Genomic DNA, 11,722 nt, shown 5'->3' on the forward strand with positions numbered 1-11,722 from the left:
CGCGATCGGCGTGCGTTGTCGGAGGTGGCTGGCAGGATCGGGGTGTGCGATTCCTCGACCTGGCGGCCACCTCGGCGGCCGTCGGCGCCACCAGCGGCCGGCGGGCCAAGGTCGAGCTGCTCGCCGACGCGCTGCGCCAGCTCGACCCGGTCGAGGTCCCGGCGGGTGCCGGCTGGCTCGCCGGTGAGCTGCGCCAGCGGCAGACCGGTGTCGGCTGGGCCAGCCTGCGTGACCTGCCCCCGCCGGCAGCGGAGCCGACCCTGACCGTCGGCTCCGTCGACGCGGCGATCGACGAGATCGCCGCGGTCCGTGGCGCCGGGTCGCAGGCGCGTCGTCGGGCCCTGGTGCACGGCCTCTACGCCGCCGCGACCGCTGACGAGCAACGTCTGCTGACCGGGCTGTTCCTCGGCGAGCTGCGCCACGGCGCCCAGGCGGGGCTGCTCGGCGACGCCATCGCCCGGGCCGCCGGGGTGCCGGTCGCCACCGTACGCCGGGCGTTGCTGCTCGCCGGCGACCTGCGGGAGGTGGCGGTGGCCGCGCTCGCCGGTGGGGCCGCCGCGCTGGCCGCCTTCGGGCTACGGGTCGGCCGGCCACTGGCCCCGATGCTGGCCCAGAGCGCGTCGTCGGTCGACGAGGCGCTCACCGCCACCGGCACCCCCGCCGTGGTCGACGTCAAGCTCGACGGCATCCGCATCCAGGTGCACCGCAGCGGGCCGGACATCGCCGTGTTCACCCGCAGCCTGGACGACATCACCGCCCGGGTGCCCGAGGTGGTCGCCGCGGTGCGTGCCCTGCCGGCCCGGGAGCTGGTCCTCGACGGGGAGGCCATCGGGCTGGACGAGACCGGCCGGCCGCTGCCCTTCCAGCAGACCTCCAGCGCCGCCGCCCGCCGCGCCGGATCCACCTCCGCCCGGTCGGCTGAGGGCGGTCCGCCGGTCGCCCCGGCGGTACGCGCCGCCGCCGCGCACACCGGCGCGACGGTGCTCACGCCGTACTTCTTCGATCTGCTGCATCTGGACGGCACGGATCTGATCGATCTGCCCGGGCGCGAGCGGTGGGCGGCGCTCGCTGGCACCGTCGACGCCTCGCTCCTGGTCGGGCGGATGGAGGTGGACGGCGCGGAGCAGGCCGGTGTGGCGTTCGCCGCCGCGCTCGACGCCGGCCAGGAGGGCGTCGTGGTGAAGGCACCCGACGCGCCGTACGAAGCGGGCCGGCGCGGCGCGGCATGGGTCAAGGTGAAGCCCCGGCACACTCTCGACCTGGTGGTGCTCGCCGTCGAGTGGGGCACCGGCCGGCGCACCGGCTGGCTGTCCAACCTGCACCTGGGGGCGCGTGATCCGGCCACCGGCGGCTTCGTGATGCTCGGCAAGACCTTCAAGGGGCTCACCGACGAGCTGTTGCGCTGGCAGACCGAACGCTTCCTCGGCCTGGCGGTGGAGCGGGGGGACTGGGTGGTCCGGGTTCGTCCCGAGCAGGTGGTGGAGATCGCCTTCGACGGCGTGCAGACCAGCTCGCGTTATCCGGGCGGGGTGGCGCTGCGCTTCGCGCGGGTGGTGCGTTACCGCGCGGACAAGTCCGCCGCCGAGGCCGACACCATCGACGCGGTTCGCGCCATCCACGCCGGCCGCCCGCCCGCTGCGTCGTCGCAGTAACGGGTGGCGACGTCAGCGGCAGATCAGGCGGGGGAGGGGTCGGCGGCGCGGTCGCGGGGCCGGTCGTCGGTCACCCCGGCCAACCGGCGGGCCTCCCGGCGGGCGACCCAACCGAACCCGAACAGGGTCATCGCCCCGAAGATCCACCACTGTACGACGTAGCCCAGGTTCTGCCAGTTGTTGGCGTGCCCCACCGGCACCGCCTTGAACACCGGGTCGGCGGCCGGGGTCTGCTCGTCGAGCAGCACGTACGCCCCGTGCACCGGGTACGGCAGCTCCGGGGCGAGTTGGGGCAGCGAGACCCGGCGGCTCTCCAGCCGACCCTCGCGGCGGGACACCTTGGCGTCGCCGCTCTCGCTCGCGTGCACCCGGCCCTCGACGGTCACCTCGCCAGTCGGGGTGGCCGGCACCTCCGGCTGGGCGAACGCGCCACCGGGCGCGGGCGGAATCCAACCCCGGTCCACCAGTACGGCCGTGCCGTCGGCCAGCACCAGCGGGGTGACCACCTCGAAACCGACCTTGCTCTCGACCGTGCGGCCCCGGACCAGCACGATGTTGTCGGTGTCGTACCGGCCGGTCAGGGTGACCCGGGTGAAGGTCCGGTCCTCCGCCGGCGGCGGCCCGACCGTGCCGGGGCCGCCGCTCGGCGCGGGCAACGCGTCACGTAGCGGCACCGGCGCCATCCGCAGGCCGGCGTCGATCCGTTCGTTGACCGCGGTGCGGCCGTGGTAGCGATCCAGCTGCCAGTTGCCCAGCAGCACCATCACCATGGCGGCGATCACGGTCAGCGCGAAGATGCCCAGCCAGCGTGGCGTCAGCAGGAACCGGTACACGCCACGAGGCTACCCGGTGGACCATCACCACTGCGCCGCGCCGTCGGGCGGGCGGTGGCGCAGCGTACTCGCGGTATGGGCGCCGGGTGTGAGTCGGCCGGACGCCGGAACGGGAGGGGTACCGGTCGGTGCGTGCCAGTAGTCCGGTTCGGCTATCGTCACGCGGGCGGAGCGCGCCGACGGTCGGCACGCCGCCCGTTCGCGAGGAGTCGATGATGACCGTCGTGCCGCGTCTGGTGCTCAGCGCTCCCTCGTCCGGCCACGGCAAGAACGCGTTGGCCATCGGCCTGCTCGCCGCGTTCGCCGACCGGGGACTCGACGTGGCCGGGTTCAAGATCGGCCCGGATCAGGTCGACGCGGCGTACCTCGGCCTGGCCGCCGGCCGTCCCGGGCGCAACCTCGACCCGCGACTGGTCGGCACCGAACGTCTCGCGCCGCTGCTGCTGCACGGCGCCGCCGGCGCCGGCCTCGCGGTCGTGCAGGGCAGCATGGGCCTGTACGACAGCCTCACCGGCCGCTGCGAGACCGAGTCGAGCGCCGCGGTCGCCACCGCGCTGCGCAGCCCGGTCGTGTTGGTGGTCGACGTCGCCGCGATGGGGCAGTCGGTGGCGGCCCTGGTGCACGGCTTCCGGGCGTACGACGAGCAGCTGTGGATCGGTGGCGTGATCCTCAACCGGGTCGCCTCCTCCCGGCACGAGGCGCTGCTGCGCGAGGCGCTCGACGACATCGGTGTGCCGGTCTACGGTGCGCTGCGACGGCAGGATCTGCCCGCCGTGCTGCCGTCCCGGCGGCACGGGGTGGTGCCGGTGCTCACCGGTGCCGGCGAGGCCACCCGGGCGGTCCGCCGGCTGGGCGAGGCGGTGGCCGCCACCGTCGACCTGGAGCGGCTGCTCGGGCTGGCCCGCTCCGCCCCGGCGCTGGGCGTGCCGCCCTGGTCACCGCAGCCGGCGGGTGCCGACGGCGGGGCGGCGTCGCCGTCCGGGGCGCCACGACCGGTGGTCGCGGTGGCCGGTGGGCCCGGCGGCACCTTCAGCCACGTCGAGACGGTCGAGTTGCTGCGGGCGGCCGGGGCCGAGGTGGTGACGGTCAACCCGCTCACCGACGAGTCACTGCCGGCCGGTACGGGGGCGCTGGTGGTCGGTGGCGGCCTGCCCGAGTCGTACGTCGAGCAGCTCTCCGCCAACCGGCGGCTCTGCATCGCGGTCGCCGAACTGGCCCGCACCGGTCGGCCGGTGGTTGCCGAGGGCGCCGGCCTGCTCTGGCTGGCCCGGGAGGTGGACGGGCTGCCGATGTGCGGCGTGCTCGACGCCATCGGCAGCCTCCGCGACGGGATGGTCGTCGGGTACCGGGAGGCGACGGCCCAGAGCGACAGCGTGATCGCGGCCCGCGGCGAGGTGGTCGTCGGGCACAAGGAGCACCGCGGGGTGCTCGCCCCTCGGGGCGGGCCGCGACCGGCCTGGAGTTGGCCGGGCGGCGCCCCGGAGGGTTTCGTCTGGCGCGGGGTGCACGCCTCCCAGCTCGTGTCGCACTGGGCCGCGTACCCGCACATCGCGGCCCGGTTGGTGGCCGCCGCCGCGGCCGGTCCCGACGCCGTCGCGGGTGCGCCGGCCGCCGTCCCGGTGACACCGGCTCCCGTTGCGGGTGGGCCAACCTCCGTTGCGGGTGGGCCGGCTGTTGCGGTGGGACCGGCGGCTGTGCCGGGCGGGTCCGCCGCCGGCCCGGACAGCTCGGTGCCGGGCGGGCCGAACGGTGCGGGTTCGGGTCGGGAGCCGGTCGCCGACGTGCCGGCGGCCGGACCGACCGGAGGTCCGCTCAGCTGAGCGGACCTCCAGTTCACCGACGCGTCGGCACCCACCACCAGGTCGTACCCGTCGGCGCGGCGGGCGTCAGCCGACTATCCGGTCCGATGGTGGGACGAAGTCCCGCACGGGTTTGCCCTTGAGGGCGTCGCGCAGGGTGTTCGCGACCGCCGCGATCGGGATCTGCGACTGGCCGTCGCCGACCGCGTTGAACGGGTTGTCCGGGTCGGAGATGAAGCTGGCCGCCGCCAGTTCCGGGGTGTAGCCGACGAACCAGGCCGACCGGGTGCTGTCCGTGGTACCGGTCTTGCCGGCCACCGGTCGACCCACCGTGCCCCGCACACTGTCCGCCGTCGACCAGCCGCCGCAGCCGCCCTTGGCCGGGTTGTCACCGGTCGGGCAGCGGGCGGCGTCGGTGGCGGCCCGAGCGGCGTCGGCGTTGACCACCTGGCGGCAGCGTGGCTTGGCGACCTCCCGCTCGATGCCCCCGGCGGTCTTGAAGGTCGCCGGCGTCCCGTCCCGGTTGTAGATCGCGGAGACCGGAATCGCCTCGCAGTAGCGGCCGTCGGCGGCGACGGCGGCGTACGCGTTCGCCATCTCCAGCGGGGTGGCGTCGGAGACGCCCAGGGTGAACGCGCCCCACTTGTTGGCCTTGGCCGGTGAGGCGTGGTCCCGGTCCACGTCGGTACGCCAGCGCAGCCCCAACTGCTCGGCGAGCCGGACGGCCCGCTCCGCCCCGACCTGTTCCTCCAGCCACACGAAGTAGGTGTTCACCGACTTGCCGAAGCCGGACCACATGGTCTGGGTGCCGCTCATCGCGCCGCTGGCGTTGGTCGGTGCCCAACCGTCGTAGATCTGCGACTGGTACCGGTGCGGTGCGTTGAACGTCGTGTTCAGGGTCATGCCGGCGTCCAGCGCGGCCAGCATCGGGAACATCTTGAACGTCGAGCCAGCCTGGTAGCCCGGCAGGTCACCACCGCCCATCAGCGGCGCCACCGTGTTCGGGTAGTTGGCCCGTACGTTGGGTCCGGCCTCCGGGTTGGAGCTGAGCGGGTTCTCGTCCACCTGTAGCGAGTACGTCCGGTTCACCGCCATCGCCTTCACCCGTCCGGTGCCCGGTTCGGCGACCACGATGCCGTTGGCGAACGGACTGCCGGTGTTCCCCTTGGTGCCGACGTTCTCCTCGGCCGCCGCCTGGATCTTCGGATCCATGCTGAGCACGATCCGGTAGCCGCCCCGCCGCAGCTTGTCCAGCCGTTCCAGGCGGTTGTCCCCGAAGGCCGGCTGGGCGCTCCACCAGTTCTTCAGGTAGTCGCAGAGGAAGCCCCAGCTGTTCCACTTCTCCGGCACCGAGGCGCAGTCGTTCGACGGATAGGTCAGCCGGAGCCGGATCGGCTCGGTCTTCGCCGCCTGGACCGAGTCCGGTGACAGATAGCCGAGCCGGGCCATGTTGTCCAGCACGTAGTTGCGCCGTGCGGTGGCCTCCTTCTGGTCGGAGCTGGCCGGGTCGTACTGGGAGGGAGATTTCACCAGCCCGGCGAGGGTGGCCGCCTCGACCGGGGTGAGTTCCTTCGGGGTCTTGGAGAAGAAGATCTCGCTGGCGGCGTAGATGCCGTACGCCCGGTGCCCGAAGTACGCCGAGTTCAGGTAGCGCTCCAGGATCTCCTCCTTGCTCAGCTCCTTCTCCAGGTCGACCGACATGCGCATCTCCTTGACCTTGCGGATCGGGGTCTGCGCGGTGGCCTCCTGCACCTCCTTCGGGGTGACGGCGCTGTCCCGTAGGGCCATCCGGACGTACTGCATGGTCAGGGTGGAGGCGCCCTGGGAGACGCCGCTGGAGCGGGCGTTGGCCACGAAGGCGCGGGCGACGCCCTTCGGGTCGACGCCGTGGTGCTGGTAGAAGCGGTTGTCCTCGGCGGACACGATCGCCTGCTGCATGTGCGGCGAGATGTCCGACAGCTTGGTGTACTGCCGGTACTCCTCGAAGAACATGGTCAGCACGGTCTTGCCGTCGGGCGCGTAGAGGTAGGAGGTCTCGGCGGGCAGGGCGGTGGTCAGCAGCCGGGTCTTGCTCTCCACGGCGTGCGCGGTGGCCTTGGCGCCGACGCCGGTCAGGGCGACCACGGGGTACGCCACGGCGGCGACGACGATGCCGGCGATCAGTCCGGCGCGAAGGAGAGGAACGAGACGACCAGCGGCGGCAAGGGGTCGGTTGCTCACACCATTAAGTTATGACATTTCCGAATCATCCATGAGAAATACTCATGAAGTGATCGGTGGTGATGCGGCCCACCCTGCGGGTTGCTGTCCACCGTGCCGGCTTCCCGGCAGGATCGCGGTCATGCATGCTCCGCTGACCCCGGCGACGCACCGGTGGCACCCGCCGGCCGGCACCCCGGCCGAGCCGGATCTCACCCATCACGGTGACGCGGAGGTGGGTGTGGGGCTGGTCGACCTCGCCGTCAACGTACGGCGTGCCCCGATGCCGAGCTGGCTGGCCGAACCGATCACGGCGTCGCTGGCCGACCTGGCGGCGTACCCGGACCCAGGGCCGGCGCGGGCCGCCGTCGCCGCCCGGCACGGCCGGCCACCGGCCGAGGTGCTGCTGACCGCCGGTGCCGCCGAAGGGTTCGTGCTGCTCGCCCAGGCGCTGCGCGGCATCCACCGGCCGGTGGTGGTCCACCCGCAGTTCACCGAGCCGGAGGCCGCGCTGCGGGCGGCCGGGCACCAGGTGCGGCGGGTACTGCTCGACCCGGCGGACGGCTTCCGACTGCACCCGGAGCGGATCCCCGCCGACGCCGACCTGGTCATGATCGGCAACCCGACCAACCCCACGTCGGTGCTGCATCCCGCCGCCGACCTGGCCGCGCTGGCCCGGCCGGGTCGCGTGCTGGTGATCGACGAGGCGTTCGCCGACACCACCGCCGCGCCCGGCCGGCCCGGTGAGCCCGAGTCCCTCGCGGCCCGCCGGGACCTGCCCGGACTGCTCGTCGTGCGCAGCCTCACCAAGACCTGGGGGCTGGCCGGACTGCGGATCGGCTACCTGCTCGGCGAGGCGGCGCTCCTGCAACGGTTGGCGGCAGTGCAGCCCCTCTGGGCGGTCTCCACGCCGGCCCTGGCCGCCGCGACCGCATGCGCCGCTCCCACGGCGGTCCGGGCCGAGCGCGCCATCGCCGCGCAGCTCACCGCCGACCGCGAACACCTGGTCACCCGCCTGTCGGCCCTACCCGGGGTACGCGTCGCCGGACGCCCGGCCAGCGCGTTCGTCCTGATCCACCGGCCGGGTGCCGAGCGGATCCGCGCCGAACTGCGCGAGCGCGGCTGGGCGGTACGCCGAGGGGACACCTTTCCCGGGCTCGGCCCGGACTGGCTGCGAATCGCGGTCCGAGACCGGGCCTGCACCGACGCGTTCACCGAGGTACTGGCGGAGATCCTGGAGGCATGATGCTGGAGACCACGATCGCGGCGATCGGCCCGCTCGACGAGCCGGCGATGACCGCGGCGCGGCAGTTGCAGGCCCGGTTGACCAAACCGGCCGGCTCGCTCGGCACCCTGGAGGAACTCTCCGTACGCCTCGCCGGCCTGGCCCGCAGCTGTCCGCCGCCGCTGCCCGACCCGGCCGCCGTGGCCATCTTCGCCGGTGACCACGGCGTGCACGCCCAGCGGGTGACCCCCTGGCCGCAGGAGGTCACCGCCCAGATGGTCGGCAACTTCCTGGCCGGCGGCGCCGTGGTCAACGCGTTCGCCCGGCAGGCCGGCGCCACGGTCACCGTGATCGACGTCGGCGTGGCCAACCCGCTGGACACCGCACCCGACCCGAGCGGCCCAGCCGGTTCGGCGGGCTCGGACCGCGACGATGTGCCCCGGCTGGTCAGCGCCACCGTTCGGCGGGGCACCCGGGACATGACCGTCACCGCCGCGTTGACCCGCGACGAGGCGCGGGCCGCCGTCGAGGTCGGCATCCGGATCGCCGGGGAACTGATCGACGCCGGGGCGGCGATCCTGGTCACCGGCGACATGGGGATCGCCAACACCACCCCGGCCGCCGCGCTGATCGCCGCGTTCACCGGGGCCGACGCCGCCGAGGCGACCGGCCGGGGTACCGGCGTCGACGACCCGACCTACCAGCACAAGATCGAGGTGGTGGGGGCGGCACTGCGCCGGCACACCCCCGACCCGACGGATCCGCTGGGGGTGCTGGCCGCTGTGGGCGGGCTGGAGCACGCGGCACTGACCGGGCTGATCCTCGGCGCCGCCGCGCGTCGCGTACCGGTGCTGCTCGACGGGGTGATCGCGGTCTCCGCCGCGCTGGCCGCCGTGGCCTTCGCCCCGGACGCGGTCGGCGCGATGGTCGCCGGGCACCGCTCCGCCGAACCGGGCGCCACCGTCGCGCTGCGGCGACTCGGCCTCACCCCGCTGATCGACCTCGGCCTGCGGCTCGGCGAAGGCACCGGCGCGTTGCTCGCCCTGCCCGTGGTCACCGGCGCCGTCCGGGTGCTGCACGAGGTGGCCACCTTCGACTCGGCCGGGGTGGCCGAGAAGTGACCAGTCCGTACCCTCTCGGGCTCCGGCTGGCCGGCCGCCGGGTCGTCGTGGTGGGCGGGGGAGCCGTCGCCACCCGGCGCGTGCCGGCGCTGCTCGACGCGGGCGCCGACCTGCTGCTGGTGTCCCCAGAGATCACCCCGGCGCTGCGGGCCCACGCCGACGCCGGCCGGCTGCGCTGGGTTCCGCGCCGGTTCAGCCCCGACGACCTGGACGGCGCCTGGCTCGTGCACGTCGCGATCGACGACCCGGACGCCGCAGCCACCGTCAGCGCCGAAGCCGCCGCGCGCCGCATCTTCTGCGTACGCGCCGACGACCGGGAGGCGGCGACCGCCTGGACTCCGGCGGTGACCCGACACGGCCCGGTCACCGTGGCGGTCCTCGGCGGTGGCGACCCCCGCCGCGCAATGACCGTCCGCGACGCCATCCGCACCCTCCTGCATGCAAGGAAGGGCCCCCTGTTAACGGATTCGGTAGAGCAGGGGACCCCTGTTAACACCTCGACGGCTAAGCCCGGCCGAGTCGCCCTGGTGGGTGCCGGCCCGGGCGACCCGGAGCTGATCACGGTCCGGGGATGGCGGCTGCTCACCGAGGCCGACGTGGTGGTCGCCGACCGTCTGGTGCCCGGTCTGCTCCTGGACGAACTGCGCACCGGCGTGGAACTGGTGGACGCCTCGAAGATCCCGTACGGCCCGGCCCGCGCCCAGGAGGAGATCAACCGGATCCTGGTCGACCGGGCGTTGGCCGGTGCCGCCGTGGTCCGCCTCAAAGGCGGTGACCCGTACGTCTTCGGCCGCGGCGGCGAGGAACTGCTGGCCTGCGCGGCAGCGGGCGTACCGGTGACCGTGGTGCCCGGCGTGACCAGCTCCATCGCCGCCCCCGCAGCAGCCGGGATCCCCGTCACCCATCGTTCGGTGGCCCACGAGTTCACCGTGGTCTCCGGGCACGTCGCGCCCGACTCCCCGGCGTCCCTCGTACGCTGGGAGGCGCTGGCCGCGCTGCGCGGCACACTGGTGATCCTGATGGGGCTGAAGAACCTCCCGGCGATCACCGCCACCCTGCTGGAACACGGCCGGCCGGCGGACACCCCGGCGGCTGTCGTCCAAGAGGCGACCACCGGTGCGCAGCGGACCATCCGGTCGACGCTCGGCGCGGTGGCCGTAGACGTGGCGGCTGCGGGATTGCGTCCACCGGCGGTTGTCGTGGTGGGGGATGTGGTGGGGGTGCTCGGCTCGGGCTGAGCCTTCGTCGCTCTTCGTTTCGTTGCGGTGGAGGGCTGGGGGTGACCGTGCCCGGCTTCGGGCGGTCAGGCTTGATCCCTACGCCGGGCACGGTCGCCCTCAGCCCGACCTGGTTCACCTTCGCCGAGACGGTGCGGTGATCGGTGGGGGGTGATGCAAGGAAGGGCACCTTATTAACGCCTGAGGTAGAGGAAGGGGCCCCTATTAACGCCCCGGCTCGGGATCGCACGGAGCCGCGTAAGGCGCAGGGCCGCGTAAGGCGCAGGGCCGCGTGAGGCGCAAGGCAGTGCAGGCAGGGCGGCGCAGGGCAGAGCGTGGCCGCGCAGGGCTGGACTAGGTTCCGTCTCGCGGATCTTGTGTGGGGGCCTGCACGTCGGGCAGGTGCAGAGACGGGGACGGCGGGTCGGCCGATCGAAGTTCGGCGAGTCGAGCGAGGTGTGGAAGTGGGTACTGGGCATGTCGTACCTGGCCGCTTGGTCGCGTCGGTGCTTGCGCCGTTGAGGCCGCGTTCGACCTGGCTGCGTTGCTCGTCGGCGGCGCGGTCCAACATCGCTGGTCGGCCTCCCGGTCCTAGCCGCGGATCTTGGTATGGAACGGTCCCCGTGGGGGTCGTTTCGTACCAAGATCCGCGAGACAGAACCTAGGCGGAGCCGAGCCAGGGCAGGCTGGGGTGCTGGGTGGAGACGGCGTTGGCCGGCACCCGGGTTCGGGTGCCGGCCAATCGCTTCTTACTCCCCCTTGTAGAGGAAAGTTTGTGCGGGTCAGCTGTTCCAGTGCTGGGTGACCAGGTCGGCGGCCTGCTGCTCCCACTGGGCGTAGTGGTCGGGGTACGCCGACACCTGCACGGTCTGGGCGGCCTCGGTCAGCGGCATGTCCTGCCAGCCGTCGACCTGCTTGAGGCCCTTGAGGAACGCGGTGGTGGAGTACTCGGGGTCGGTGATCTGCTCGACCGTGCCCCAACCGCTGGAGGGGCGCTGCTGGAACAGGCCCTGCGAGTCGTGGTCGTTGCGGTCACCGAGGTGGCCGAGGTTCTCCAGCTTCGACTCCTGCAGGGAGGTGGCGATCGCGACCACGGCGGCACGCTCGTCCATACCGGCCTTCTTCGTCGCCGCGATGATCGCCTTCACACTCGCGACCTGCTCACCGTCGAGGTCGATACGGGACTGGGCGCCCTGCACACCATGCGGAATCAGCTTGCTCGTGTCGGGCTTGTCGGCCTGCACCGCCACAGCGGTGGTACCGGCCACCGGGGTCACGTCGGCGTGGGCGGCGACCGGGCCGGCGAACACGCCACCGGCGAACGCGACACCAGCGATACCCAGAACAGTCTTACGCAGCATCGAAGTCATGATCAAAGCTCCATTCGGGGGTAGACGCCACCCGCCACAAGGGGACGGCAAGCAACGCAAACGCCGTCAGGCGCTAAAAAGACAAGGGGAAAGAAGTCCGGCCAGCTCACGGGGCGGGGGGCCTCGCGGCGCCGGGACCATGTGTAACGACCGGCCGGGCCAGGTCATTCCCGGGGCGGGCGATCGTGGCCCGGGCCCTGGGGGCTCTTGCTTGGTCGGTCGGAGGGTATAACGCCCCGACCCCGGAGCGGATTCCATCGCTGGGCGGCCAACCGGCACCTCGGAACCGGACATCTGGTGGGTCAG

Annotated in this window: 8 protein-coding genes; 5 read left to right on the forward strand and 3 right to left on the reverse strand. The window is 73.2% G+C overall.

Translation table 11 applies throughout. From position 1 onward, the window contains the following. The first annotated feature begins 44 nt into the window (after nt 1-44). Entirely contained in the window at nt 45-1,652 is a 1,608-nt protein-coding gene (locus tag E0H26_RS18725; RefSeq protein ID WP_131305275.1) for an ATP-dependent DNA ligase, read from the forward strand. Nucleotides 1,653-1,675: 23 nt separating this feature from the next. Here the strand turns inward: E0H26_RS18725 and E0H26_RS18730 are convergent, their stop codons facing one another. After that, entirely contained in the window at nt 1,676-2,485 is an 810-nt protein-coding gene (locus E0H26_RS18730; RefSeq protein WP_131305277.1) for an SURF1 family cytochrome oxidase biogenesis protein, read from the reverse strand. Nucleotides 2,486-2,700: 215 nt separating this feature from the next. Here E0H26_RS18730 and E0H26_RS18735 point away from each other — a divergent pair, with 215 nt between their 5' ends. After that, nucleotides 2,701-4,305, forward strand: coding sequence for a cobyrinic acid a,c-diamide synthase CobB (locus E0H26_RS18735; RefSeq protein WP_131305279.1), 1,605 nt, complete (start codon nt 2,701-2,703; stop codon nt 4,303-4,305). A gap of 66 nt (nt 4,306-4,371) precedes the next feature. On the opposite strand, the gene E0H26_RS18740 is transcribed toward E0H26_RS18735, so the two are convergent. After that, complete coding sequence (locus E0H26_RS18740) at nt 4,372-6,504, reverse strand: transglycosylase domain-containing protein (RefSeq protein WP_131305281.1); 2,133 nt, start codon at nt 6,502-6,504, stop codon at nt 4,372-4,374. A gap of 121 nt (nt 6,505-6,625) precedes the next feature. On the opposite strand from E0H26_RS18740, the gene cobC reads away from it, so the two are divergent. From cobC to cobA, 3 genes are read left to right on the forward strand one after another with little or no spacing between them, the layout of a single operon-like run. Beyond that, entirely contained in the window at nt 6,626-7,729 is a 1,104-nt protein-coding gene (gene cobC / locus E0H26_RS18745; RefSeq protein ID WP_131305283.1) for an Rv2231c family histidinol phosphate aminotransferase CobC, read from the forward strand. Then, nucleotides 7,729-8,829, forward strand: coding sequence for a nicotinate-nucleotide--dimethylbenzimidazole phosphoribosyltransferase (cobT, locus tag E0H26_RS18750; protein WP_131305351.1), 1,101 nt, complete (start codon nt 7,729-7,731; stop codon nt 8,827-8,829). Before cobC ends, cobT begins: the two co-directional genes overlap by 1 nt. Then, a complete protein-coding gene (gene cobA / locus E0H26_RS18755; protein WP_131305285.1) occupies nt 8,826-10,067 on the forward strand; it encodes a uroporphyrinogen-III C-methyltransferase in 1,242 nt (413 codons plus the stop codon). Before cobT ends, cobA begins: the two co-directional genes overlap by 4 nt. Nucleotides 10,068-10,828: 761 nt before the next feature. Here cobA and E0H26_RS18760 read toward each other — a convergent pair. Then, nucleotides 10,829-11,416 carry a hypothetical protein gene (locus tag E0H26_RS18760; RefSeq protein WP_131305287.1) on the reverse strand — a complete coding sequence of 196 codons (588 nt, stop codon included), beginning with the start codon at nt 11,414-11,416 and terminating at the stop codon, nt 10,829-10,831. Between the last annotated feature and the right edge of the window lie 306 nt (nt 11,417-11,722).

Source organism: Micromonospora zingiberis (assembly GCF_004331455.1).
GTDB lineage: Bacteria > Actinomycetota > Actinomycetes > Mycobacteriales > Micromonosporaceae > Micromonospora > Micromonospora zingiberis.